The sequence below is a fragment of the Pararhodonellum marinum genome, assembly GCF_015354735.1.
In the GTDB taxonomy this organism is placed as follows: domain Bacteria; phylum Bacteroidota; class Bacteroidia; order Cytophagales; family Cyclobacteriaceae; genus Pararhodonellum; species Pararhodonellum marinum.
In genome coordinates, this window is sequence record NZ_JACEFJ010000002.1 from 243,464 (window position 1) to 267,530 (window position 24,067).

General features: G+C 41.7%; 23 protein-coding genes. 10 read left to right on the forward strand and 13 right to left on the reverse strand.

From position 1 onward, the window contains the following. Window positions 1–20 precede the first annotated feature (20 nt). Together H1A14_RS04805 and H1A14_RS04810 are read right to left on the reverse strand one after the other, a co-directional pair. Complete coding sequence (locus H1A14_RS04805; RefSeq protein WP_194775090.1) at window positions 21–989, reverse strand: sugar phosphate isomerase/epimerase family protein; 969 nt, start codon at window positions 987–989, stop codon at window positions 21–23. Between the two features lie 58 nt (window positions 990–1,047). Further along, a complete protein-coding gene (locus tag H1A14_RS04810) occupies window positions 1,048–1,488 on the reverse strand; it encodes a hypothetical protein (RefSeq protein ID WP_317174852.1) in 441 nt (146 codons plus the stop codon). 82 nt (window positions 1,489–1,570) lie between these two features. Here H1A14_RS04810 and H1A14_RS04815 point away from each other — a divergent pair, with 82 nt between their 5' ends. After that, entirely contained in the window at window positions 1,571–3,238 is a 1,668-nt protein-coding gene (locus H1A14_RS04815) for an amidase (protein ID WP_194775091.1), read from the forward strand. 9 nt (window positions 3,239–3,247) lie between these two features. On the opposite strand, the gene H1A14_RS04820 is transcribed toward H1A14_RS04815, so the two are convergent. Continuing rightward, window positions 3,248–3,760 (reverse strand): FKBP-type peptidyl-prolyl cis-trans isomerase, encoded by a 513-nt coding sequence (locus H1A14_RS04820; protein WP_194775092.1) that lies wholly within the window; start codon window positions 3,758–3,760, stop codon window positions 3,248–3,250. Window positions 3,761–4,235: 475 nt separating this feature from the next. On the opposite strand from H1A14_RS04820, the gene H1A14_RS04825 reads away from it, so the two are divergent. Continuing rightward, window positions 4,236–5,621 carry a DUF5723 family protein gene (locus H1A14_RS04825; protein WP_194775093.1) on the forward strand — a complete coding sequence of 462 codons (1,386 nt, stop codon included), beginning with the start codon at window positions 4,236–4,238 and terminating at the stop codon, window positions 5,619–5,621. 22 nt (window positions 5,622–5,643) lie between these two features. Here the strand turns inward: H1A14_RS04825 and H1A14_RS04830 are convergent, their stop codons facing one another. Continuing rightward, complete coding sequence (locus tag H1A14_RS04830) at window positions 5,644–7,893, reverse strand: TonB-dependent receptor domain-containing protein (RefSeq protein ID WP_194775094.1); 2,250 nt, start codon at window positions 7,891–7,893, stop codon at window positions 5,644–5,646. 120 nt (window positions 7,894–8,013) lie between these two features. On the opposite strand from H1A14_RS04830, the gene H1A14_RS04835 reads away from it, so the two are divergent. Together H1A14_RS04835 and H1A14_RS04840 are read left to right on the forward strand one after the other, a co-directional pair. After that, entirely contained in the window at window positions 8,014–10,074 is a 2,061-nt protein-coding gene (locus H1A14_RS04835; protein ID WP_228527582.1) for an alpha-L-fucosidase, read from the forward strand. A gap of 16 nt (window positions 10,075–10,090) precedes the next feature. Continuing rightward, window positions 10,091–10,246: a hypothetical protein gene (locus H1A14_RS04840; RefSeq protein ID WP_194775095.1), complete on the forward strand. Its 156-nt coding sequence runs from the start codon at window positions 10,091–10,093 to the stop codon at window positions 10,244–10,246. Here the strand turns inward: H1A14_RS04840 and H1A14_RS04845 are convergent. Then, window positions 10,243–10,599, reverse strand: a complete 357-nt coding sequence (locus tag H1A14_RS04845) for a DUF3127 domain-containing protein (protein ID WP_194775096.1) — start codon at window positions 10,597–10,599, stop codon at window positions 10,243–10,245. The genes H1A14_RS04840 and H1A14_RS04845 overlap by 4 nt on opposite strands. A gap of 94 nt (window positions 10,600–10,693) precedes the next feature. Next, window positions 10,694–11,428 carry a hypothetical protein gene (locus H1A14_RS04850; protein ID WP_194775097.1) on the reverse strand — a complete coding sequence of 245 codons (735 nt, stop codon included), beginning with the start codon at window positions 11,426–11,428 and terminating at the stop codon, window positions 10,694–10,696. A 270-nt stretch (window positions 11,429–11,698) separates the two neighbouring features. Between H1A14_RS04850 and H1A14_RS04855 the strand changes: the two genes are divergently transcribed. Further along, the gene (locus tag H1A14_RS04855) at window positions 11,699–12,373 is read left to right on the forward strand and encodes a nitroreductase family protein (protein ID WP_194775098.1); all 675 of its coding nucleotides are present in this window, start codon (window positions 11,699–11,701) and stop codon (window positions 12,371–12,373) included. Between the two features lie 53 nt (window positions 12,374–12,426). Continuing rightward, window positions 12,427–13,275 (forward strand): hypothetical protein, encoded by an 849-nt coding sequence (locus H1A14_RS04860; protein WP_194775099.1) that lies wholly within the window; start codon window positions 12,427–12,429, stop codon window positions 13,273–13,275. A gap of 116 nt (window positions 13,276–13,391) precedes the next feature. Here H1A14_RS04860 and H1A14_RS04865 read toward each other — a convergent pair whose 3' ends face one another. The 3 genes from H1A14_RS04865 to H1A14_RS04875 all read right to left on the reverse strand — a co-directional run bounded on the left by H1A14_RS04865 (window position 13,392) and on the right by H1A14_RS04875 (window position 16,202). Continuing rightward, window positions 13,392–14,252, reverse strand: a complete 861-nt coding sequence (locus tag H1A14_RS04865) for a mechanosensitive ion channel family protein (RefSeq protein WP_194775100.1) — start codon at window positions 14,250–14,252, stop codon at window positions 13,392–13,394. Between the two features lie 169 nt (window positions 14,253–14,421). Continuing rightward, window positions 14,422–15,126, reverse strand: a complete 705-nt coding sequence (locus H1A14_RS04870) for a methyltransferase domain-containing protein (protein WP_194775101.1) — start codon at window positions 15,124–15,126, stop codon at window positions 14,422–14,424. After that, window positions 15,123–16,202 (reverse strand): type III polyketide synthase, encoded by a 1,080-nt coding sequence (locus H1A14_RS04875; RefSeq protein ID WP_194775102.1) that lies wholly within the window; start codon window positions 16,200–16,202, stop codon window positions 15,123–15,125. Before H1A14_RS04875 ends, H1A14_RS04870 begins: the two co-directional genes overlap by 4 nt. A gap of 90 nt (window positions 16,203–16,292) precedes the next feature. Between H1A14_RS04875 and H1A14_RS04880 the strand changes: the two genes are divergently transcribed. After that, window positions 16,293–17,186: a UbiA family prenyltransferase gene (locus H1A14_RS04880; RefSeq protein WP_194775103.1), complete on the forward strand. Its 894-nt coding sequence runs from the start codon at window positions 16,293–16,295 to the stop codon at window positions 17,184–17,186. 11 nt (window positions 17,187–17,197) lie between these two features. On the opposite strand, the gene H1A14_RS04885 is transcribed toward H1A14_RS04880, so the two are convergent. Further along, on the reverse strand, window positions 17,198–18,313 hold the full coding sequence (locus tag H1A14_RS04885; protein WP_194775104.1) for an NAD(P)/FAD-dependent oxidoreductase: 1,116 nt from the start codon (window positions 18,311–18,313) through the stop codon (window positions 17,198–17,200). Window positions 18,314–18,445: 132 nt separating this feature from the next. On the opposite strand from H1A14_RS04885, the gene H1A14_RS04890 reads away from it, so the two are divergent. Further along, a complete protein-coding gene (locus tag H1A14_RS04890; protein WP_194775105.1) occupies window positions 18,446–20,956 on the forward strand; it encodes a zinc-dependent metalloprotease in 2,511 nt (836 codons plus the stop codon). 117 nt (window positions 20,957–21,073) lie between these two features. Next, a complete protein-coding gene (locus tag H1A14_RS04895) occupies window positions 21,074–21,493 on the forward strand; it encodes a Fur family transcriptional regulator (protein ID WP_194775106.1) in 420 nt (139 codons plus the stop codon). Here the strand turns inward: H1A14_RS04895 and H1A14_RS04900 are convergent. Continuing rightward, window positions 21,490–21,723, reverse strand: coding sequence for a hypothetical protein (locus H1A14_RS04900; protein ID WP_194775107.1), 234 nt, complete (start codon window positions 21,721–21,723; stop codon window positions 21,490–21,492). The genes H1A14_RS04895 and H1A14_RS04900 overlap by 4 nt on opposite strands. Window positions 21,724–21,891: 168 nt before the next feature. Here H1A14_RS04900 and H1A14_RS04905 point away from each other — a divergent pair, with 168 nt between their 5' ends. Further along, window positions 21,892–22,389: a YcxB family protein gene (locus H1A14_RS04905; RefSeq protein ID WP_194775108.1), complete on the forward strand. Its 498-nt coding sequence runs from the start codon at window positions 21,892–21,894 to the stop codon at window positions 22,387–22,389. A 33-nt stretch (window positions 22,390–22,422) separates the two neighbouring features. Here H1A14_RS04905 and H1A14_RS04910 read toward each other — a convergent pair whose 3' ends face one another. Both H1A14_RS04910 and H1A14_RS04915 read right to left on the reverse strand, forming a co-directional pair. Then, on the reverse strand, window positions 22,423–22,923 hold the full coding sequence (locus H1A14_RS04910; protein ID WP_194775109.1) for a fasciclin domain-containing protein: 501 nt from the start codon (window positions 22,921–22,923) through the stop codon (window positions 22,423–22,425). A gap of 142 nt (window positions 22,924–23,065) precedes the next feature. Then, window positions 23,066–23,911 (reverse strand): hypothetical protein, encoded by an 846-nt coding sequence (locus tag H1A14_RS04915; RefSeq protein ID WP_194775110.1) that lies wholly within the window; start codon window positions 23,909–23,911, stop codon window positions 23,066–23,068. Window positions 23,912–24,067: the final 156 nt, after the last annotated feature.

Genomic DNA, 24,067 nt, shown 5'->3' on the forward strand with positions numbered 1-24,067 from the left:
TCACGATGATGGGACTTTTTTTATATCAGGTTTTCAAGGTAAGCCATATTGGTTTTTAGTGAGCCTTCAGGGTCTTTTGCCAAGTCATGTTCTACTTGGAAATGTTTGGTTCCGGATGCTTTGGCTTTTGCAATAATGGTAGGCAGGTCCATTTTACCCTGCCCTGCATCTGCCAGATACTGAAACATCCCCATCCACTCCTGCATGCTGCTTCCGTCTCCGGAAAAGGTGCGAATTTCCCGCATGTCTTTGATGTGCATGAGTTCAAACCTACCGGGATTCGCCTCCAAATAGGCGATGGGATCACTTCCGGCTGCGCTAAACCAAAAAATATCCATTTGCATTTTGACCATATCTGCATCGGTTTGATCCAGAATCATCTGAAGGGGGATTTGCCCTTCCAGCTCCTGATGCCCATAGCCATGGTTGTGGTAGAAGAAGGTCAAGCCATGCTTTTTAGCACTTTCACCTACTATATTCAATACATCTATAGCCTTGCGGTAAGCATCCATATCCGTCCTCAATTCATTCGGCAACATGGCAATGCCCACATATTGATGGCCTACCTGATGGGCAGCTTCAGCTACCTCTCCCATATTCTGCTGAAGGCTATCCAGATCAATATGAATGGAAGGAGCGCTTAAACCCAAATCGTCCAAAATCATTTTTACCTCCTTTGGACTGTTGCCAAAATAGCCACTTCCACCGAAGCCCAAAAATCCTGAAGTTGCTTTCCAGGCTTGTTTTGATTTTTCTGTACCGAAATCATAGGGACCAAAAAACTCCACTTCCCTGTAACCCACCTTGGCAATCAACTCCATGGTCCCTCTAAAATCCGTATCAAGACTTTTGGGCAGAGTGAAAAGATTCAGGCCTATTGGCCCATTTTTCGGTTTTTGTCCTTCAGTAAAGGAAGCAAGTGGCAGTATGGCTGCTGCCGAAAGTAAGATGCCGGATTTTTTGAGAAATCCTCTTCTTTGATTTTCCATTATTTTATGCTTTTAGGGATGGTTGAGTGTATGTTCAAAGCCACTTGCCGGGAAGAAGTCAATCCGGCAAAGTCTTCAGATACTTTTTAACTGCTAAAGATCGAAAAAAGATCCAAATTAGGGGCAATATCCAAAACAACTCATTGATGATCATATGAAAAAGCGTTCGCTTGTTCCATCCCAGGTTTTCAATTACCACCAAATAAAACCAGCCTGCCGAGACCAGCTTTCCCAAGGCTCCGATGAGGATCAGGTACATCCAACTGATGGGATAAAAGGCGCTCAAAAAGATCCCAATACCGATGACCAAACCAAAAGTCCCAAACCAATTGAAATCCAATGGCACTGTAACTCCCTGATTCATGGACAACCATTTGATCAGGTCAGCCCCAAACCATTTAAAAAAAGCTCCCCATGCCACGGTGTACATTCCAGCCAATAGCAACAGGCCTCGCATGGGCATCGAAAAAATTGGAAAAGGTTTGCTTTCTGACATCATTTGTTTTTGACTATCTTTCTTTGGTATAAACCTAAAAGCCATTAGGTAGTTTATTTCTGCGACACAAAACTAAAGGAACAACGTGAATAAAAAACAATTCTTCCCAATATTAGTCCTTTCAGCTTCTTTTTTGATATTTGGATTTTTTGCAGGCAAATCTTACGAAGGAATTAGTGCAGAAAGTATCGGTTGGGCAGGAAACCTGATTGGTTTGCAATTTTCGAATGCAGAAAAAGACAGCATGATCAGCACTCTGGAAAACCAAAAGGCCAACTACGAAAAAATGAGGGCTTATTCAATTGAAAACGAGGTCGCGCCTTCTCTTGTGTTCAATCCTCTTCCACATAGATTTTTTCCTTTGCAAGAGCAAAAAGAAATCCATTGGGATCTTCCCGAATTGGTTTCGCTTCCAGAAAATGACAAGGATATCGCTTTTATGGGTATAGCTGAATTAGCTCCCTTGATCAAAAGCCAGAAACTCACTTCAGAAAGATTAACCCGAATATACTTACAGCGAATCAAAACCTTCAGTGATACCCTTCAGTGTCTGATAACTTTAATGGAACCATCCGCTCTGGAAAAAGCAAAAGCCATGGACATAGAAATCAAAGCTGGACGTTACAGAGGTCCACTACATGGCATACCCTACGGAATCAAAGATCTATTTGCTGTCAAAAACACGAAAACTACTTGGGGCGCTATGCCCTACAAAAACCAGGAAATCAATGAAACAGCCACCATCGTGGGTAAATTGGATGAGGCTGGGGCTGTACTATTGGGAAAATTCACCTTGGGCGCCTTGGCTATGGGGGATGTTTGGTATGGGGGTGTGACCAAAAACCCCTGGAACCTGGAGCAAGGGTCTAGTGGATCTTCTGCCGGTTCGGCATCCGCAGTAAGTGCTGGTCTGATTCCTTTTGCAATCGGCACGGAAACCTACGGATCCATCGTATCCCCTTCCACCCGAAACGGGGTCACGGGCTTACGGCCTACTTTTGGCAGGGTCAGCAGGCATGGGGCAATGGCCCTGAGCTGGAGCATGGATAAAATAGGTCCGATTTCCAGATCCGCACTGGACAATGGAATGGTCCTTTCCGTCATTCAGGGGGTTGATTCCAAGGATAAGAGTACCATTCCTGCAGCCTTTAATTATGATGGGAAAGAGTCTATCAAGGTATTAAGGGTAGGTTATTTTTCAGAATACTTCAAACCAGAAGCCAATGTAACTCCCAATGATCTTGCAGTTTTGGAAATAATTAGGGAACTGGGGTTTGAGCTGGAGGAAATTAAACTGGAAACCAGTGTTGATGTGGGAAGCATGATCATCATGCTTATGGCTGAGGGAGCTGCTGCTTTCGACGAACTTACCCGTCTGGATCTAGATGACCAGTTGGTTGCCCAACACAAAGGAGCTTGGCCAAACCTTTTCAGAGCAGCAAGATTCATCCCAGCCGTTGAATACATTCAGGCGAGCCGTTACCGTAGCCAATTGATTGAAGAAGTGCACCACTTATTTAAAGATTATGATGTCATCATCACACCCTCATTTTCAGGGAACCAATTGCTGATCACCAACCTCACCGGCCATCCAGCCTTGTGCCTGCCGAATGGCTTTAATGAAAATGGTAGCCCAACATCCATCACTTTTTTGGCCAACCTCTTTGAGGAAGAGAAGTTGATTATGCTTGGAAAAGCCTATCAGGATGCCACAGAATGGCAGCAAAAAAGGCCTCCGCTCTTTGACAGATAAGTCAGTGAGTTAATGGGCGTGCCCCTCTGGTCCATGTACATGACCATGATCGATTTCTTCTGGTTCTGCTGCCCTAACAGAAACAATTTCACCTGAAAAGTAAAGGTCATATCCAGCCAATGGTGAATTGAAATCCATGTGCACCCCTTGATAGTCTACCTTAAGAATTTCTCCCCTAAGTTGATTTCCCTGGTCATCTTGCATGGGTATTACCTTTCCAACTTTTAACAGGTCTTTGTTTTTCTTGCCTTCTTCTTTGAAATTGGACTTCGGGACTATTACCCTCTTTGATTCATCATAATCACCATAACCTTCTTCATAATCTATGAAGATCTCAAAACTTTCCCCAATTGATTTTCCCCAAAGACCTGCTTCGAAAAGTGGCAATACATTATCAGCACCAGTCAGAAAGTGGTAAGGCTTTTCTTTTCCAACTACCTCCCATGTTGTTTTACCATTTTCACCATCATCTACCTGAAGTGTATAAGCCACCCCAACTACCATGTTTTTATCTACTTTCATACAGCATTTAATTTTTTAACTATTTCAAATTTTCTTAACCTAAAAGAAAAAAAGATTTGTTCTGGATAATGGCCCATTGGGGTGAAAGTGGATTTTTACGGCTGTAAAAATCAATGGATTCCAACATTTCTTATTTCCTAACCATTGGCCCAAATGACTTTATCTTTTTGCAAACATTCTTAAAATCCAATTTGGTTCACAAAATTATAAGGAAATCCAGCATGAAATTCATATTCATTCCTATTATTTAAATGAAATCATTGTAATTGCCATAGAATATTCTTAAGTTGAAACTTAACGGGTAATTGAAGTTTTGTTCCCTCCCCATCCTGCACTTTTTAACAGTAGTCAAGGAAATACCCGATAGTCTTGATCCCCAATTTTATTTTGGTTTGATGGTGTTGAACTTTTTGCAAAAGTTCTTCAGAGTTAGCTTCGATTTATTTGGTTTCAAAATTATTTTAACTGCGATTTGATGCTCAAAAACAATGTTTTCGCTATTGCCTTTTGTTTAGTTTTGGTCGGATATCAGCAAAATGCAATGGCTCAAATGTATGAAAGTGAAGGTAGGATGATTTGTTGTGGAGACAGTCTTCTAACCGGAAATGCACAGGCCATCCGCGTCAACCCTGCCTTTCTTAGTCAAAGGGGGAAAAAAGTATCCACATTTGGTTTTTTGCAGATTGGTTTTAATTTTCACAGCAATCAACTGAATTTTGCAGAAGTCTTGCGCTTTGGGTTTTCAGACAATGTCATTCCAGAATTGGAGAGACAGGATATATTGGACCGTGGAGATGATCAAACGGCATACATATGGAATGCCAATCTGGACTTTACTTGGTTATCCTATTCCGTATTTGACCCCAAGTTTGGAGGCTTGTCCATCAGCCTGAGGGACCGGATAAACCAGAGAAGCCTTATTCCCAACGAATTCTTGGGTGTGCTGTTTTTCGGTACCAACTCTCCGGCCTTTGAAGAATTGACTCCAGACCAAAGACTATCCATTGGAAATGGAACCCAAACCCAGTACACTCACTTGAGGGAACTGACACTGAGTTATGCACGCAGTATAGTCAAGCAGGAAAATTTTTCCATTGACCTCGGAGCAACTTTCTCCAAAATCTGGGGTGTAGGTTATTTTGACAGTTACATTGATAACCAAAGGTTGCGGGGAGGCTCCTCATTTTCTGCTTTCTATGATGTAGATTATAGTAGTGTTTCTTCCAGTCTTGAGAACATCAGTGGAGGTCTTTTAGATACTTCTGGAGGTGGTTTTCTTTTGGATCTTGGGGTGGATATGAAAGTAAAAGGATTAGGGCGATTCAGTGCATCGATCCTTGACATTGGAAGCATGAATTGGAATGATAACATCACAGTGGCGGACGCCGATTTTGAAACAGTTTTGGGTGGGGTGGGTGATGGGATCATTCAAAATTATTCCATCATTGAAAACCTGGACCGGCTTTACGATGCCTCCAACCACCAACCTGGACCTGCATTTACTTCTCCATTTGCCACCAAGTTAAGACTCAATACACTCTTTTATCTAGGGCCTTCCATGAACATCAGTACGGATTTTATGATTCCACTTCGGTCGTTTGATAACGAACTCCCTATGTTTTACAACCCAGCCTTCTATTCAGGCTATTTCAACTGGTCCCCCCTTGACGGCATAGTCAATCTTAGCGCAGGGGTGTTTTATGGCGCTGAAGTCAATTTCAGGATACCCGTGGGTGTTTCCATAGGTCTTACAGAATCCTTATTTGTGTCATTGGCCGTAAACGACATCAATACCATTTTCCTCAGAGGTATTGACCCTTTTGCCGGCGTGTCCATCAATTTTATGAATATAAAATATTAAAAAGTGACAGCTTGACGAATTCTTAATACCTAAAAGCCAATTTAATCCCCCCAAACCAATTTCTGCCTGGCGCAGGTTGAAAATACCTGCCCCCAAAGGCATTGAGGTCATTGCCTAGACTATAGGTCTCGTCCAAAAGATTTTCCAATCCGGTATATACCTCAAAATCCAACTTGGCAGCAACTGTACTTCTCCAACCCAACCTGGTACTGATCAGATTATAGGCATCCTGATACACCGTATTGCCGTCGTTGAGCGGTATTTCATCTACAAACTGATGGGTAAAATTCAGGTATATACCAGATCGGTTGCTCAAATCTACTTGGTTTACCAGGGTATTGGGTGCCACACCAGTAAGTTGGTTTCCTGTAAAATCCTCTCCTCCTCTTTCATAATCACTGAATTGGAAGTAATGCCCGGTAAACGCATGGGTGATCTTGAGTTGATTGATAAAGGCACCCTGCTGCTGAATAAGCAAATAATCCAGTTGAACTTCGATGCCCTTTTGGTCTGTGGCACCAGCATTTCTAAACAATACGACTCCCTGTTCATTGGTAAATGTTGTAATTGTTTCATCTAGCTGAAAATAAAAAGCACTTGCATCTAAATTAACTCTGCTATTGATGAAAACAGCCCTGTATCCGAGTTCATAGTTAATGCCCTTTTCAGCTTCCAATTCCAAGTTAACACTTCCTTCGTTGGTCCTAACCTCATCAATGGTTGGTGGTGAAAATCCTGAACTGATACTTCCATGCACCGCTGATTGCTGATTAAGCTGATAGGCCAAAGCCACTCTGGGAATTACAATGGGATCAAATCTGCGGCTGTTGAATGCTGGTTCGTTGGGCCCGGCATCTATGGATCTATCAATATCGAATCTGGAATAATTTTGACTAAGCCCCACAGTAAGCAGGGTTTTGGGAGAAACCTCGAGTTCCAACTGTTGAAACAAAAAGCCTTGGGTAGTGACCAAATCATCACTGAACCTGACCGTATCTGCAAGTCCATTTCGATTTCCAAAATTTTGAGCCAAGGTTTTTCCGTATTGGAATTCCCCACCCAGTAATACCCGCACAGGCATTCGACCCCATTGGTCATTCCAAACAAATTTGGTCCTACCTCCATATCCAAAGGCAGTTTCCTTTTTGTAGTCTAGAATAAAGGGATTTTCAAATTCAGTAGTCTGAAGATAAAGAGAAGTGATATTGTCAATTTTTGGAGTGATCGCATATTCATGAGAAATGGCCCCAATCATTGATTTCTGAGCTATGGAACTGTTTTGTTCTTCAGATCCAGGTCTAGCCTGCCGAGGGTTTTCGTCAAACTGACTTTGGTTTAGAGCTCCCGGAATCTGGTAGTCCAAGTCCGAATAAAGCAACTGTGTAGAAATGCGTTGCCTGTCAGAAGGAAAAAAGTGTCCTGCCATTTGGAATACCTGACGGTCCACGGCACTGTGGTCCCTATACCCATCACTTTTTTGGCTGACATAGGAGGCGCTGAAGGCGGCTTTTTCCAACTGTTGATCCATACCGATTCTGTATCGGACCAATCCAAATTCTCCGATTCCCAATTCTGTGGATATCTTGTTTTCAGGTACTGTTTGCCGACTTTGAAAACTGATGACCCCTCCATTACCTGCTCCATAAATGCTGCCTGCTGGGCCTTTGATGATTTCGGTCTGTTGGATATTGGAAAGGTCCAGGATATTGAGAGGGGTGGTGCCGTCTGGGGAAGTGAAAGGAATATCATTCCAATAAACTTTTACATTTCTTACACCGAAAGGTGATCTAAGAGAACTGCCTCGAATAGAGATCCTATAACTTGCTGGAGCCCTTTCTTCCACCCTTACCCCTGCCTGAGTATTGAAGGCATTTACAATGGAGGCTTCATTGAACCTAAAAAGGGCTTCTTCCGGGATGCGGGCAATGGAAGCTGCCTGCTGAAAAAGTGGTCTTTCTGAATCAAAACCAGACACCACCACCTCCGCCAAAGTATTGAACTTTTTATCTAATTTAACCAATATGGTGTTGCTGCCATCCAACACCAGGACTTTTCGGTCATAAGAAACATGTGAGAACACAAGGGTAGCATTTGCCGGCAAATCCAAAGATAATTTACCTTCTGCATCAGTGATGCCCTTAGAACCTTCATTGGATTGGACCACTACTCCTGGTATACCAGACTGGCTTTGGCTATCTTGAACCATCAATTGGGTCTGTCCACGCAAGGACAATGGCACCAATAAAAATATAAGGCAATAAATACGGTACATGATCAGGACAATTTTTGTAAAAATACCAAATTTCCATGGCCTATTGCCTTATTATATGATCAGTGGTATCCTATTTTTACTGTGTCATATTTTTGTTAATTTCAGTTTTAAATCTCCCTTATGAAAACCCAGTTTTATTTTACATTGTTTTTGACAAAAATGGTATTGCTGGGATGTCAATCCCCTCACCAAAACCCTCCAGATCCCGTTCACCCTATACCATCGGAGCGACAAATGAACTGGCAGGAATTGGAATTTTATGCTTTTGTCCACTTCAATATGAATACCTTTTCGGACATGGAATGGGGGATGGGCGATGAGTCTCCCAAACAATTTAATCCCACTGAATTAGATACAAAACAATGGGCTAGGGTTGTCAAAGAGGCTGGAATGACAGGCATCATCATCACGGCCAAGCACCATGACGGTTTTTGCCTTTGGCCCTCGAAATATACTGAGCATTCTGTCAAGAATGCTCCATGGAAGGATGGAAAGGGTGATTTGATCCAAGAATTGGCCGAATCCTGCAAAGAGTATGGCCTTAAAATGGGCATTTATTATTCTCCTTGGGACCGCAATCATGCGGAATATGGCCAACCTGAGTACCTCCTATACATGCGAAATCAGCTTACTGAACTTTTGACAGAGTATGGGGAGGTGTTTGAAGTGTGGTTTGATGGGGCAAACGGTGGTACCGGTTTTTATGGAGGAGCCAATGAAGACAGACGGGTAGACAAGAGGAGTTATTATGATTGGGAGAAAACGATTGAACTGGTCAGGGAACTGCAACCCGATGCGGTCATCTTTGGTGATGCAGGTCCGGATGTCCGCTGGGTAGGTAACGAACATGGCCACGCCTATCGCACCACCTGGTCTAATCTGATGAGGGATTCCGTATACGCGGGCATGCCTGAATATGCGGAATTATATGCCACAGGGCAGGAAAATGGAACGCATTGGGTGCCTGCGGAAGCTGATGTATCCATCCGGCCAGGCTGGTATTACCATGCATATGAAGACCACAAAGTTAAATCATTAGCAGAGTTATTGGACATTTACTACCTGAGCATTGGACAAAATGCCTCCTTGCTACTCAACTTTCCTGTGGATAAAAGAGGTTTGATCCATGAAAATGACGTGATTCAGATTCAACAATTGAGTGCGAAAATCAAAGAGGATTTTGCTGAAGACCTTGCCTTACTTGCAAAACTTACCACGGAGGAATACCAAAGGAACGGGCATCCAGCAAAAAATGTGATCGATACTAACCCCAATACCTATTGGAAGGCTGAAATCGGTACCTCTTTGATTTTACAATTTGAAAATCCCGTTTCCTTCAATCGGTTTTTGGTTCAGGAACATGTTCCCTTGGGCCAAAGGGTTAAATCCTTCTCGGTGGAGGTATTGAGTGATGACGAATGGATCAGCGTAGCGGAGGAAACAACTGTTGGTTATAAACGAATTTTAAGATTATCGGATCAAACCACTACAGCAGTTAGATTCACCGTTACCGATGCCAAGGCGATTCCGTTAATTTCCCGGATTTCTCTTTATAAGGCTCCCAAATTGGTCACGCCACCAATTCTCAGCAGGAATGTGGCAGGGTATATCCAGGTAGAAGTTCCGGATAAAAATGTTGCAGTTTATTACACCATTGACGGTCAAGACCCTGATGAAAACAGTACCCCATTTGAAGGCCCTTTTCTTTTGGAAAAACCTGCCATGGTAAAGGCGATTTCCATAGATAAGGAAACTGAGGGAAAAAAGAGCGAAATAAGCATGGCTTTTTTTGACCTTTCCAAAGCCAAATGGAAGGTAATTACAAATGATCCTGATGGGAAAAAGGCAATAGATGAGGATGAAAAGTCCTACTTTACAAGTAAACAGGGTAAGATCGACATAGATTTAGGAGAAAACCTAACACTCATTGGTTTTACTTACCTTCCCATGCAGCACCGCTACATGACTGGAATTATCCAAAACTACGAATTTCATGTCAGCCAGAATGGAGATCAATGGGAAAAGGTGGCAGAAGGGGAATTTGGAAACATTGCCAACAGCCCTATTGAACAGGAAGTGAAGTTTTCAAAAATCAATGCCCGATATATCCGGCTTTTAGCCAGGAGGACACTGGATGGCCAAGCGCCTTCCTTTGGTGAAATTGGCATTAGAACGGAATGAGTCAAATCAGTAATCCATGAACCTAAAAAAGATCATAAAATTCAAATTAGGCGGAGAATTATGGGAGGTTCCCCTAGGGGTTTTGATCCTGTTTTTTTCAATCGCAGTCCTGCTGATGCTATTGGGTGCTTATTTCGGTTTTAATATTGGGGAAAATCAATTCAGTCCTTAAAAAGGGAGGACATCATCTTCACTTTCTTCACTGAAAGAAGTGACATCAGGCATGGCAGAGGGATGCTGAGGGGTAGAAGTAGCTCCTGACATTTTATCAACTTTCCAAGCCTTCACATCAGTGTACCATTTTCCGTTGTATTCACGACTTTCCACCTCTATTCCTGCGGTAATTTCATCCCCTTCCTGAATGTCAAACTGGTCAATTTTATCTCCCCAAACTGCTAAACATACCTTTTTTGGATAGGTTCCTGCTGTTTCAAGAATATACTCTTTCTTCCTCCAGGTGTTTCCGTTTCTGGAATTACCTGATTGCTCGGCATTTATCTGTATGATTTTTCCACTGATTTCCATGTATATGATCGGTTGATGATTTCTATCTACGAAGGTAATTATATCAGGCCAAAAAGCCAGATCCTTTTGGATTTCTCACCTCAAGAGCCAAATATTACTGTGCCACGTTAGCGATGGGACGATGTGCAAAATGAAAAAACCGGAATTCAAACAACCTCTGCTCTACCGGTACCCTAAACACCATGGCATCGGAGGCTTCAATTCTCGGAAACACCACCTTACCGGCCAAGAAATTCCCAGGGAATATGGAGGTCTTTCTGAGAACAGCCTCTCTGTAATAAGCCCTTTGGTCATGGAGATTGTAATGCCTATTGGCATGATTTTGCATGGAGCCTTCATGATTGATCTGACGATCAATGCTGCTTTCGTATATTGGGGTGGCATCCACACCTGAGGCCAATGCGGTTGCTGAAGCGGCTACTTCTGAGAAAGCCAATATCGCATTGCTGGTCTGAGCATTTCTTTCTTGTGCCCAATTTCTAGAGATGGCCATTTCCAAATCCAAGATCGTAGATTCCGGGTCCACGGCTCTTTGAACAGGCCTCCCACCATTATCCATTTCATATTGAACTGAAAAATCAAGGGGATCAATCATGATGCTTTCATCTGAAAAATTATAAACTTCAAAATTCATGATAATGTGATCCTGAGTGCTTTCTTCAAAAGCAATTTTCACCGTGTAGGCCTCATCCCCTTGGCTGGTGAATGCCCTTCCCTGATCCCAAAAGGCTATGTCGGATTCATCAGGAGTTAGCCGGCTAATGGTATATGGGCTCGCACAAGATAGCAGCAAACCCAAAGCAAACACTGCATAGAATAGCTTTCTCATAAATGACAAGTTTAAAACCTACTTTTGTAAACGGCAATTTTGGTTGAACGGTTGCCACTTAAATCCATTAATTTATTTTAACTTTAGCTTAAAACCAGATCCAATGGCGAAGGAATCAAGTCAACCGAAAATAATCCCTAAAAAATTGATCAAGGACCAAGAAATCCCCAGTGATTTTGGTGGTTTTCCTAATGATATTTCCCTTACGCAAAATGTAGGATGCGGAGGAAAAAGACCAAAAAAAGAAATCAAGAATTAAATAAATGTTCCATGAAAAGAGATATTGATGGATTTCCGTACCAATCTTACATCAGACCATTGGTAAATGAAAATGAGCTCATGGTTCGGAGCGAACAGTTTTACCAGGAAATGGATAGCCGAAGGACTGTCAGAGAATTTTCGGATCGGCCTGTTTCATTGGATGTGGTAAAAAACCTGCTAAAAACAGCGGGAACGGCACCTTCTGGCGCCCACAAACAACCCTGGACATTCTGTGTGGTTTCAAATCCTGATTTGAAGAAAAAAATACGCGAAGCAGCAGAAGCTGAAGAGCGTAAAAACTATGAAGAAAGGATGAATGCGGCTTGGATACAGGATTTGAAACCTTTAGGAACCAATTGGGAAAAACCTTTCTTAGAGATGGCTCCACACCTGATTGCGATCTTCAAAAAAACCTATGGTAAGGAAGGAGATCACAAGGTACAACACTATTACGTGAATGAATCCGTGGGTCTTGCTACGGGATTTTTATTGGCGGCTATCCATCAAGCGGGCTTGGTGGCCTTGACCCATACCCCGAGTCCCATGAATTTCCTTTCAAAAATCCTTGAAAGACCGGAAAATGAAAAACCATATTTACTTATTCCCATCGGTTATCCTCTTCCAGAAACCTTTGTTCCCGCTCTTCAAAGAAAACCACTGGAAGAAATCGCTGTTTTTTACTAAAGCTTTTTTTGGCATTATTTTTATCAATGTAATTCTAAAAAATTTTTGTACCGATGAAAAAAATCACTAAACCGTTAACTATTTACTGTGTATCAGTATTTCTGGCATTGTTGAGTTGCAAAAATGAAAATGAGGTACCCAGAAATGAAGTTGATTTGGATGCGGCTCAAGAAAAGTCTGAAACAATGGCCATGTATGAGGATGCGGATTATGTTACTTTCCGAGCTATACAGGAATCAGAGCCATCCGGAAGGATGGGTGAATTATTGAATGCTGATTGGTGTCCTGAAGCCGAGGTGAATTTGAATGGGCAGATAAAAACCATCTTGGTGGATTTTGGCGATGGTTGCCTCAGCCCAAATGGTACCCAGAGAAAAGGTAAGGTTAAAATTACCTACACTGGCTTGTATTGGATGCCAGGAACTTTAATCACTACCACTTTTGAAGGATATGAAGTAAATGGAAAAAAAATTGAGGGGATCCGGAAGGTAACCAATGAAAGTGTGGATATCATGGCCAAAACTATGGTTTTTTCTTCGGTACTGGAATCCGGCAAGGTAACTTGGGAGGATGGATCATCGACAACCATTGCTTGGAACCATCAGAGAAAAGTATTTTTGGGAACCCAACCTACCGAAAACAAGTATGAAATTGAAGGCACTTCAGAAGGAATTACCAGGATTGGGATTCCATACCAATCAGAAATCCTAGAACCTTTGATTTACTTTCAAAGCTGTATAAACAGTGGCAATTGGATCCCTAGTGAAGGGAAGATCGCAATTGATTTGGAAACCGCCCAACCCACAGGGGAAATTCAAGTGGACTATGGCAATGGTTCCTGTGATCGCACAGTTACCATATCCTACAATGGCGAAAATAAATTGATTTCCTTGAACATTTAAGGAAAAAGTAATACCGATAGCCATAGAAAAAGCGGTCCGATCATGGACCGCTTTTTTTATCGCACAAATTTAATTCTTGACCCTAAAAAAGTCACTTTTAGTCACCGATTTAGCTTTCAAAGATTATTTTTTTCACTTTGAGGGTTGCCTTCAGGAAAGTAATGGTGCACATCTCGCTGAGGGAAAGGGATCTCGATTTCAGCCGCTTCGAAGGCTTCTTTGAGGTTCTCCATGTTGTCGAAGAATACGCCCCAATAATTTGGAGCATCTGTCCACACCCTTGCGGAGATATCCAAAGAACTGTCTCCAAATTCCTTAAAAAAGGCCACTGGAGCAGGATCTTTATGGATCCTTTCATCTTTGGATAAAGTGTCGATAATTACTTTGCGGGTTTTCTTTAAATCCGTACCATAGGCTACCCCCACCTCAAAATCCACTCTTCTAGTTGGCTTGGATGTAATGTTAATGATGTCAGCATTAGACAATGCGCCATTGGGGATGATGATGGAGCGATTGTCAAAAGTTTTTAATTTGGTGTACAAAATATCAATTGATTCTACTGTGCCGAGGTGTCCCTGACCCTCTATTACATCGCCAACTTTAAAAGGCTTAAACATCAAGATCAAAACCCCGCCTGCAAAGTTGGCTAAGGACCCTTGCAAGGCCAAGCCAACGGCCAAACCGGCAGCACCCAATAAAGCTACAAAAGAGGTGACATTGATTCCGACTATATAGGCAATGGTAAGGAATAGAAGCACGTACAAAAATGCCCTGACCATACTCATGAGGAACTTAGTCAGAGAAGGATTATCCGCTTGTTTTTCTATTACAATGCCAAATCCTTTGGTCAATTTTTGAATGATAAATTTGCCAACGAGGTAAACAATGATCGCACCTGCCAATTTGGGCACAATGTCAAAAAGCAAGTTTATTGCCTGATCATAAATGGTTTGTAAAGTGGAAGCATCTAAATCCATATAAGTTGGTTTTTGGTTAAATAAATAGAATTTTTGATTTATACAATCTAGAACATCATCAATCTAAAGGCTATCTAAGCTGAGCAGGAATGTCCAAGATGTGCCTCCAAGATAGTCTCAGGAGCGGCACAAAGAAGAATTTTAGAAATATTTCTTCTTAAAATATTGTTCAAAGATAACAAATTATTTGCCATCGGAAAGCCCATTTCCACTTGATGCGGACATTATCATATCCAATTTTATGCAGTAGGTTTACAATTTCATCACGCTTAAAGCTTCTCAACACAGAAAGGGGGCCATCGTTCTTGACCATTTGGGATTTGGAAAAAAGTCTGGTGATAATTTTTATGCTGTGATAGGCCAATGGGTGTCTGTGCAGGTCATTGATGACAATGCCTATTCTTGCTTTTGATTTAAATGCCCCAAAAATTTGTCCCAATTCATCATCGGTGAAATGATGTGTAAAAAGCGTACAGCTCACTATATCTGTTTTTTCACTGGGGAAACTTGCATTAAAAACATTGGCGGTTTCAAAACTTACATTTGGCAAATTAGCAAGATTTTGCTTGGCTTCAGCTATGATGTTGGGATTGGCATCAATTCCGACAAAATGACAATCGAGCTTCCTTTTTTTTGCCCACTCATGCATCACTCTAATCATGTCACCCCCTCCACAACCCACATCCGCTATGGAATAGCTTTTTTGTGGAAAAAGCTTAAAAAGTTGATTTAAACCATTGGTGGTAACATGGTTACCGCCCAGGAGCCTGTTGATGATCCTCAACTCCTTTAGCGTCTGAGTAAGTTCGGCTCCCCCACAATCCAAATCGTCCATCAATTCTTTTTGATAGCTCCTTTTTTCAAACTTGCTCATGAACGCTCCAACATTATTGTTTCAAGAGTAAGACCAGGACCAAAACCCATGGCAAGCACCTCGCCTATTATTTTTGGGTCTTGCATGATCTTTTCAAGAACGAAGAGTATAGTGGAAGAGGACATGTTTCCGAAATTTTCCAATACATCATGGGCATGGGCATTTTGGGTTTTTTGTATGCCAAAGGCCTGCTCAACTTTATTCAAAATCTGCTTGCCTCCAGGATGGATAGCAAAATGCTGAATAACGGATAAATTGAATTTTTTTTCCATTTGTTCCTTTAATTGATGAATCCCTTTTTCCAAAAGTGAAGGAATGTATTTACTGAGTCTCATTTCAAATCCAAAATCCCCGATCTGCCAGGCCATGTCTTTTTCTCCCTCTTTGAACACATTGCTTTGATAGCCTTTGAGTTTCAACCCTTCTCCTTTTCTGGAAACCAAAGCTGCAGCAGCCCCATCGGCAAAGAGTGCGTTGGCCAAGAGATTATCCTCATTGTATGTTTTCTGAAAATGAATGGTACATAACTCAACAGATACTATCATCACGTTTGCATCTGTATCACTATCGCAGATTCTATCTGAAAGCCTCAGTGCATTGAAAGCGGCATAACAACCCATAAAGTGAATACAGTACCGTTCAATGTTGGTTGAAAAGCCCATTTTGTGAATGATCTCCATTTCCACCCCTGGAGCAAACATTCCTGTACAGGAAACCAAAATCAAATGGGATACTTCCGAAACAGTAACATCCGTCTTACCAAGGCAGGATTTGATGGCAACTATGCCCAAATCTGCGGCTGTTTTCTGAAATACCTGCATCCTGGCCTTAGTCCCAGGAAAGGGTTCCAATTCTTTATTTTTCGGAAAAAATTTAAATTTTTCAGGTTGACTATATCTAAAGTCTGTCAATGCGCTGTGTCTAAAATTGATGCCTGTAAGCTTGTAGACAAAATTCAGTTTTCTGAAATCTTCTTTGCTCAAACCATGGGCCAGCTTCATAAAATCACTTATATTCTCCTGTGGAATCGGATCACCTGGATTAGCCGTCCCAATACTAACAATATGGTTATCCATCAAATTAAATTACGCTTTATTTTTATATATTGGATGTGGTATAACAAAAACTTACTCATGTCCCTAAAGTTATCAATAAAACCATAAAACATGTTTAAACATTCAAATTGGTTACATCTCCGAATCCCATTTTCATTTTTTCTGATGCCTGTCTTTTTATTTGCATTGGCATTCACCCCCAATTTGGATCTTGGAAGACTATTGATTGTTTTTGTTTCCCTGCACCTATTCTTATACCCTTCCAGCAACGGATACAACAGCTATTTTGACAAGGATGAGGAAAGCATCGGAGGACTGAAAAACCCGCCCAAAGTAAGTCTTGGCTTGTATTATCTTTCCCATGTTTTTTTGTTGATCGCTTTGTTGTTGGGCCTGTTGATCAGTTGGGCTTTTGCCAGTATGCTTCTGGTTTACAGTTTGGTGTCTATGGCCTACAGCCATCCCAGCATCCGGATCAAAAAATACCCCTATGCAAGCTGGATCATTGCAGGTCTTTTTCAAGGTTATTTTACCTTTGCCATGGCTTATGCAGGTTTGTCTGATTTCGGCTGGGAGGTATTTTTCATGCCGCATGTATTGATTCCGGGAATGCTTACCAGTATCATGCTTTGGGGATCTTATCCGCTTACCCAGGTGTATCAACACAGGGAGGACAGCAGAAGAGGAGACCATACCCTGAGTCTCAAGCTCGGCATCAATGGGACTTTTTTGTTCTCATCCATCTGGTTTTTGATTGCGGGAATCGCCTTTGCCTGGTTTTTTCTAAACCGTAACCAAGAATGGGCCTTATGGGCCTTTTTGGCCGCAATGGCCCCTGTGATGTTGTATTTCAATGTTTGGTTTTGGTTTGTGAGGAAAGACCCAATTAAACATGCAAGCTATTCTTGGGCTATGTGGATGAACAGGGTTTCAGCTTTGGCTCTCAACCTATTTTTCATCTATTATTTTCTGGAAAATACCCAAGTCTTGCAGGTTTTTGACTGAATACAGTTTGATCAAACCACTTGATCTCCATGGGTTCTTTGGATGATTTGTTGAGCAAGGTAAGGACTTCTCTTTAGCAGGCCCACAGAAAATTCTGAAGTCCATTTAGCACCAAACAATTGTTGCACCCTGCGGCCTACCCATAGTCGGGTTTTGAAAAACCTATTCCAATTATGAAGATACTGGTACTCGATGTCAGGTTGGGACCGGTTTTGAAGGATAGCCTCTGCTGCAAGCTTTCCAGTGTGGATGGCGATAGCCATTCCATTTCCACAAAGTGGTGTGATCAGCCCAGCAGCATCTCCAGTCATCAAAACATGGTTTTCGATGGGTTTTTTGGGAGAAAAATTGATTTCATTGATCACTTCAGGTTTGTCAAAGACAAATTCCCCCGCTTCAAAAATTCGTTTCAATTGGGGATTTTGATATAAAATGGACGTTTCCATTTTGGGTATGCTCCCGAAATACCTAAGATGTTCTCTTGACCCCAAATAACAAAGGTTGTAAAGGTCGTTTTCGATTTTATTGATTCCACAATAGCCCCCATCAAAATTATGTAATGCCACCATGTCCTCTTCATGACTTACCTTGATATGGTATTTGACACCGATATAGGGGCTTCGTTTATTCATAAAATCCCTATTCATGGATTTGTCTATTTTGGATCTTTTCCCAAAAGCTCCAATAAGGTGCTTCGCGTACCTCATGGAGCCGTCTGACCCATCTACCTTAAAAATTTTATTTTTAGAGTCGTAATGGACCTTCTCTACCTGTGTGTTCAGAAGAAAAGACGCCCCTTTTTCGAGCGATTTTTCATAGATGAATCGGTCAAGGAGGTATCTACTGACCCCAAACCCACCCATGTCCAAGGGTGCCTCGGCCACTTTCCCTTTGACAGAGGTCAATCTAAATCTCCTGATTTCACTGGGCTTATATTGAAACGGAAAGAGCTCTTCTTTTTCCAAAAAATCCCTTACTTCATTGGATATGTATTCCCCGCACACCCTGTGGAAAGGATAGGATTTTTTTTCTATCAGCAAAACCTCCCTGCCTCCTTTGGCCAATTGATGGGCCGCAACCAGCCCTGCCAATCCACCACCCACAATGAGGACATCATGTTGCTTCATCAGAATTTCTACCTTTCACTAGTGGAATATACCGTTTATAAAATTTCAAGCCCAAGATTTAAGAACAAAGCCTATTTAAAAGTTAATTTACCAATTAATTCTCTGTTAACAGTCAAACTTACCCATATGTTCATGCCCAAATATACAAAAGCTTTAGTGACCGGATTTTTTCTTTTCGCCGTCTTACTCTCAGGAGGTGAAGCCCTTGCTCAAAAGAAGAAAAAGAAGGATAAAAATGCAACCCCTACAGCGCAAACCAGCTCCAAACCTGCCAATAATCAAAGTGGTCCAAAACCTTACAGTGAAGTCATTACCGCCAAAGCCAAATCCAAAGATGGCTTATTTAAGGTACATGAAATAGAAGGGAAGTACTTTTACGAAATACCGGACAGCTTGCTGAACCGCGAGATGTTAATGGTAACCACCATTGCAAAAACCGCTGAAGGCCTTGGATATGGAGGGGAAAGAAGCAATACCCTACTGGTAAGGTGGGACCAAAATGCCAATAATATCCTCCTGAAACTGGTTTCTTACAGCAACACAGCGGCAGACAGCTTGCCGATTTTTGACGCGGTTAGAAGTTCAAACCTTGAACCCATCATCTACAAATTTGATGTCAAGTCCAAGTCAACTGACAGCACTGGTGTGGTGATCGAAGTGACGGATTTATTTACCAAAGATGTTCAAGCGATTGGGCTTCCAAAAAACAGAAGGACCCAATATAAAGTCACTAGGCTGGACAATGATCGGTCTTACATTGAAAAGATCAGTACCTATCCCATCAACATAGAGGCAAGATATGTGATGACCTATGTGGCAACCGAGCCGCCATCCAACAGCAGCACCGGAAGCATCACGGTGGAATTGAATGCTTCCATGGTACTTTTGCCAAAGGAACCCATGATGCAGCGCTTGGCTGACCGCAGAGTAGGCTGGTTTTCAAGAACCGTCACTGATTATGGTTTGGATGAACAAAAGGCCACAAAAAGAGCATTTCTGGATCGTTGGAGACTAGAAGTCAAGGATGAGGATGTAGAAAAATTCAAGGCTGGAGAACTGGTAGAACCAAAAAAGCAAATCGTCTACTATATAGATCCAGCCACTCCTGAAAAATGGAGGCCATACTTAAAACAGGGTGTTGAAGATTGGAACAAAGCCTTTGAGATGGCCGGATTCAAAAACGCAATAGCCGCTAAAGATGCTCCTACCCCTGAAGAAGATCCAGGTTGGAGCCCTGAGGATGCCCGATATTCTGTGATTCGTTATTTTGCCTCTGACATTCAAAATGCCTATGGCCCTCATGTTTCCGATCCCAGATCTGGAGAAATCATCGAGTCCGACATAGGCTGGTACCACAACGTGATGAATCTGTTGAGAAATTGGTTCTTTATCCAAACTGCCGCCATCAATCCTGAAGCGCGTGGAGTGAAATTTGAAGACGAGGTGATGGGAAGGTTGATCCGATTTGTATCTGCACATGAAGTAGGCCACACCTTAGGCCTTCCCCACAATTTCGCCTCCTCGTTTGCTTACCCCGTAGATTCCTTGAGGTCTGCTACCTTTACCCACGAATTTGGAACAGCGCCTTCCATCATGGATTATGCCAGGTTCAATTATATTGCACAACCAGAAGATGAAGGAGTAAGTTTAATGCCAGATGTAGGCCCTTATGATAAATATGCAATCGCTTGGGGCTACAGACCTATCTTAGGTGCCAAAACACCTGAAGAAGAACAACCAATCCTTGATCAATGGATCATGGAGAAACAAGGTGACCCTGTCTATCGGTATGGACGCCAAGGCAATGCTTATGACCCGAGTACACAGAGCGAGGATTTGGGTGACAATGCCATGCAGGCATCGGAATACGGAATAAAAAATCTAAAACGAATCATGCCCAATCTTATGGAATGGACTACCGAAGTGGATAAGCCCTTCAAAGATTTTAGCGATTTGGAAGAAATGTATGGGCAGGTAATTGGGCAGTATAACCGATACATGGGCCACGTTCGAACCAATGTAGGTGGTGTCTATGAGATATACAAAGCCTCAGGACAATCCGAACCTGTCTATACCCATGTAGACAAATCAACCCAAAAAGAGGCTGTGGCGTTTTTGAACAAAGAGCTTTTTACATCTCCCACTTGGTTAATGGATCAAGACATCATTAGTAGAACCTCTGATTTTGGTGCACTTGAAAGAGTCAGAGCCGTGCAGGAAGGCACACTTAACAGTGTTTTGGAATGGAATCGATTGGGAAGAATGATCGAAAATGAGGCCCTCAACGGTTCAGATGCGTATCCGATCTTAGAACTTTTTGATGACTTGAGAAAAGGGCTTTGGTCAGAACTTGGCAGAGGTACTGCCATTGATGTTCACAGAAGAAGCTTACAACGAGCACATATAGAAAGGCTGGAAACACTTTTGACAGGAAAAGCACCAGACGTACCCGCTCAATTTAGACGCTTTATCGGCACACAGATCAATGCGTCTCAATCTGATATCCGACCTGTGGTAAGGGGTGAACTGAAAACGCTTCAAACCCAAATCAGAGCAGCCATTCCCAGAACGTCTGATCGGCTGAGTAAAGTGCATTTGGAAGATGCGCTGGAACGCATTAACCTTATTTTAGACCCTAAGTAAACATTGACTTCTCCCTAAATGACAAGGAGACCTCCAAGGGGGTCTCTTTTTTTGTTTCTCGAAAATTAGAATTATTTTTACTCTACTGCTGTTAAGCCATTTAATAAATCTCGAAAAATGTCAGAGAAACCTACCCACTTGCTGAAAGAAAATAACCTGAGAGTCACTGATTGCCGAATAGATGTTTTGAATACATTTATCAGCAGACAGGTAGCTTTATCACATGCTGATTTGGAAGAGGTTTTGAAGGAAAACTTTGATCGTGTCACTTTATACCGGACACTGAAGACTTTTTTGGATAAAGACCTTATTCACAAAGTACTTGATGATAGTGGGGCAGCAAAGTTTGCGCTTTGTAGTCATCAACACGAAGAACATGAACAACATGACCACAACCATGTCCATTTCAAGTGTGAGGTATGCGGATTGACTAATTGTATAGAGGAAATAAGTCTACCAAATATTGCCTTACCAAAAGGTTATAAAAGTAAAGAAGTGAATGTTTTGGTTCAGGGAATATGTAACAAATGCGCTTAGGCTTCTATAGGGTCTGTTCTTTTTCTTCTGACAGGGCTGTCACTGGGCCAAATGACTCCGGGAGGCAAATCAATTTTGGGAGGTGTAATGTTTTCCACCCCACCATCTCCGTCATTGCTATCATTGTCTTTTCCATGATTTAGCCTTGCTTTGGTTAAAGTCGCTACAAAATAAATCAGAACGACGTAAGCCACTCCAACCAAGATTAAATCTATAAACAAACTACTCATCACAATTTCTAAATTTCCCTTAATTTACAAGATTATTTTCAAGATGTCAAAATTCTAACACACAGCTTATTAGCTTTGTTGAAAATAAACGGATTTTTTTTAAGAATAATTGATCTATTTGCTAAATAAGGGATATCATGTGATATTTGCCCACGGAAAAAATTTATCATGATCGTAAAAACAAAAAAATACAAACTAGAAACAGGGACCTATATCAAAATGGGCCTTGCCAATATCCTGAAAGAACAATGGTGGGTTGCTTTGATAGCAGTGGCCATTGCTTGCGGATACTTCTGGATTCCTTCTTGGTGGTGGATCAGTATGGCAATTTTAGCCTATATATTGTACCTCTTATTTTGGGTTATACAATTTGCAGGGGTTACCCAAATGGAGCAAAATAAACCCATGTTTGAAAAACTGTCTTATGAAATCAGCAGTCAGCAAGTTTTGATGAAAATCAATCCCAAACAAGGAATGCCCATCAACTGGAACATGATAAAAAGTGCGAACATTACGAAAAATGCTTTTGTCTTGGTCATGTCCAAAGCGCAATTTATCCATTTGCCCTTCAAGATTTTTAATTCAGAGAACGATAAAAAATTTGTAGAAACGATTTTGAAAAGAAAAGGATATACTTCTGGTATTGAAACAAAAAAAGCCATCTGATCAAGATGGCTTTTTTAAAAAAACGTTTTTCAATTACATAGGGGGTAATATAACACTATCGATGACGTGTACCACACCATTTGATGCTTCAATATCCGCAGTAGTCACATTGGCACCGTTAATCATGGCTTTACCATCTTTCAATGATACAGTCACTTCAGAACCTTGAACTGTTTTGGCTTTCTGACCATTTTTCAAATCTTTTGACCAAACTTTTCCTGGTACCACGTGGTAAGTCAACACAGCGACAAGTTGCGCTTTGTTCTCAGGCTTCAATAAATTCTCAACGGTTCCCGCAGGAAGTTTTGCAAAAGCCTCATTGGTAGGGGCAAAGACGGTAAATGGACCATCTCCTTTTAATACGTCAACCAGGTCGCCAGCTTTCACGGCAGCTACCAATGTAGACAAGAAATCTGTTTGAGCAGCTAAATCCACAATGTCTTCGTCTGCGAAAGTGGAGGCATCTCTGTTAAGCGTAAATGCGGACGTCACTAAAAAAGTGGCAATCAACGCGAATGACAATAATTTTTTCATGGTAATTGTTTTTTTGGTCTATGCATCTTATAAGCTTAAACCCTATCTGATTGTTTGCCAAAAGTTTATAAAAAAAATTATGTTTGTTGTTGGTTTATTTTTATTTTGATTTCAAACACAAATCTAAATCGTTTGACTATTTTTAAAAACAATTGGGCCCCCGGCCATTGGGGTCATTTGGACCTATGACAAAATATCTTCTTCCGTTTAAAAAAGTATGACCTTGGTCGTTGCTGGTCAATTCATACTCCCAAGCCCTGCCATCATCGAAAAACATCATAAGTTTGGCTCCACCTCGTTTATTGGATACAATCTCCCATGTTCCTGTACCACCGTCTTGACTCGAGGAGCTCCCAAAAGCGCCTCCAACATCAACGCTTAACTGCGAGGTGCTTCTGAATGTAAAAAGGCCATTGGGACATAAGTCAATCTTGGATTCTGCAGATGTGCCTCCAGAACTACCGCTTGAATAGGAACTGATGTAATTTAATGCCTGATTACTTAATTTTTGTTTCCAAGCAGCAATTTCGCCTTCAGATTCCATTTTCTTGAACCTAAAGCTTCTGGCAATGGTTTTTGCCACCGATTCATAATCTGTATTGTATAGGTTGGCTTCAGTAGCTGCCATCATGCTTATACCATAGCCCTCAGGATTTAGTATTGCCACGACAAAAGCCTTGGCAGCCTGTCCTTCCATAGTCCCTTCAAAAGTAACTCCAACCATATTTAAATCGAAGTCCTCAAAAACACCTGTTGGCATCATATGGGTTGTGGTTCCATCGGAGAAGCCTTGTCTCAGTTCCTGTTGAATGTCAGCCATCGTTTCGTGCTCATGCAAAGTGAGGTACACGAAACCTGCTACTTGATTCGACCCCAGTATGATGGCTTCATCTGTTTCCTGGCCCATCCATCCTTCTGGAATGGTAAACTCCAAGCCAAGATTTTCCCTGATCACTTTACCGGTCATTTGGGCTTGTGCAAATCCCATGACCAAAATAGTTAGGAGTAAACCTGTAATACAAACCGATCCTTGCATAGCAACCTTTTTTAATCCATAAATCACATGCTTTCAGCAATTTAAAAATTTATTTTTAGTAATATTTTACTTTTAGTCATTTCTTAAGCTAGTAACCACACTATACTT

Bases quoted from the DNA above. Each gene is read 5' to 3' on its own strand.
- H1A14_RS04805 (WP_194775090.1), bottom strand. From the start codon at position 989: ATGGAAAATCAAAGAAGAGGATTTCTCAAAAAATCCGGCATCTTACTT.
- H1A14_RS04810 (WP_317174852.1), bottom strand. From the start codon at position 1,488: ATGATGTCAGAAAGCAAACCTTTTCCAATTTTTTCGATGCCCATGCGA.
- H1A14_RS04820 (WP_194775092.1), bottom strand. From the start codon at position 3,760: ATGAAAGTAGATAAAAACATGGTAGTTGGGGTGGCTTATACACTTCAG.
- H1A14_RS04825 (WP_194775093.1), top strand. From the start codon at position 4,236: ATGCTCAAAAACAATGTTTTCGCTATTGCCTTTTGTTTAGTTTTGGTC.
- H1A14_RS04830 (WP_194775094.1), bottom strand. From the start codon at position 7,893: ATGTACCGTATTTATTGCCTTATATTTTTATTGGTGCCATTGTCCTTG.
- H1A14_RS04835 (WP_228527582.1), top strand. From the start codon at position 8,014: ATGAAAACCCAGTTTTATTTTACATTGTTTTTGACAAAAATGGTATTG.
- H1A14_RS04840 (WP_194775095.1), top strand. From the start codon at position 10,091: ATGAACCTAAAAAAGATCATAAAATTCAAATTAGGCGGAGAATTATGG.
- H1A14_RS04845 (WP_194775096.1), bottom strand. From the start codon at position 10,599: ATGGAAATCAGTGGAAAAATCATACAGATAAATGCCGAGCAATCAGGT.
- H1A14_RS04850 (WP_194775097.1), bottom strand. From the start codon at position 11,428: ATGAGAAAGCTATTCTATGCAGTGTTTGCTTTGGGTTTGCTGCTATCT.
- H1A14_RS04855 (WP_194775098.1), top strand. From the start codon at position 11,699: ATGAAAAGAGATATTGATGGATTTCCGTACCAATCTTACATCAGACCA.
- H1A14_RS04860 (WP_194775099.1), top strand. From the start codon at position 12,427: ATGAAAAAAATCACTAAACCGTTAACTATTTACTGTGTATCAGTATTT.
- H1A14_RS04865 (WP_194775100.1), bottom strand. From the start codon at position 14,252: ATGGATTTAGATGCTTCCACTTTACAAACCATTTATGATCAGGCAATA.
- H1A14_RS04870 (WP_194775101.1), bottom strand. From the start codon at position 15,126: ATGAGCAAGTTTGAAAAAAGGAGCTATCAAAAAGAATTGATGGACGAT.
- H1A14_RS04875 (WP_194775102.1), bottom strand. From the start codon at position 16,202: ATGGATAACCATATTGTTAGTATTGGGACGGCTAATCCAGGTGATCCG.
- H1A14_RS04880 (WP_194775103.1), top strand. From the start codon at position 16,293: ATGTTTAAACATTCAAATTGGTTACATCTCCGAATCCCATTTTCATTT.
- H1A14_RS04885 (WP_194775104.1), bottom strand. From the start codon at position 18,313: ATGAAGCAACATGATGTCCTCATTGTGGGTGGTGGATTGGCAGGGCTG.
- H1A14_RS04890 (WP_194775105.1), top strand. From the start codon at position 18,446: ATGCCCAAATATACAAAAGCTTTAGTGACCGGATTTTTTCTTTTCGCC.
- H1A14_RS04895 (WP_194775106.1), top strand. From the start codon at position 21,074: ATGTCAGAGAAACCTACCCACTTGCTGAAAGAAAATAACCTGAGAGTC.
- H1A14_RS04900 (WP_194775107.1), bottom strand. From the start codon at position 21,723: ATGAGTAGTTTGTTTATAGATTTAATCTTGGTTGGAGTGGCTTACGTC.
- H1A14_RS04905 (WP_194775108.1), top strand. From the start codon at position 21,892: ATGATCGTAAAAACAAAAAAATACAAACTAGAAACAGGGACCTATATC.
- H1A14_RS04910 (WP_194775109.1), bottom strand. From the start codon at position 22,923: ATGAAAAAATTATTGTCATTCGCGTTGATTGCCACTTTTTTAGTGACG.
- H1A14_RS04915 (WP_194775110.1), bottom strand. From the start codon at position 23,911: ATGGGATTTGCACAAGCCCAAATGACCGGTAAAGTGATCAGGGAAAAT.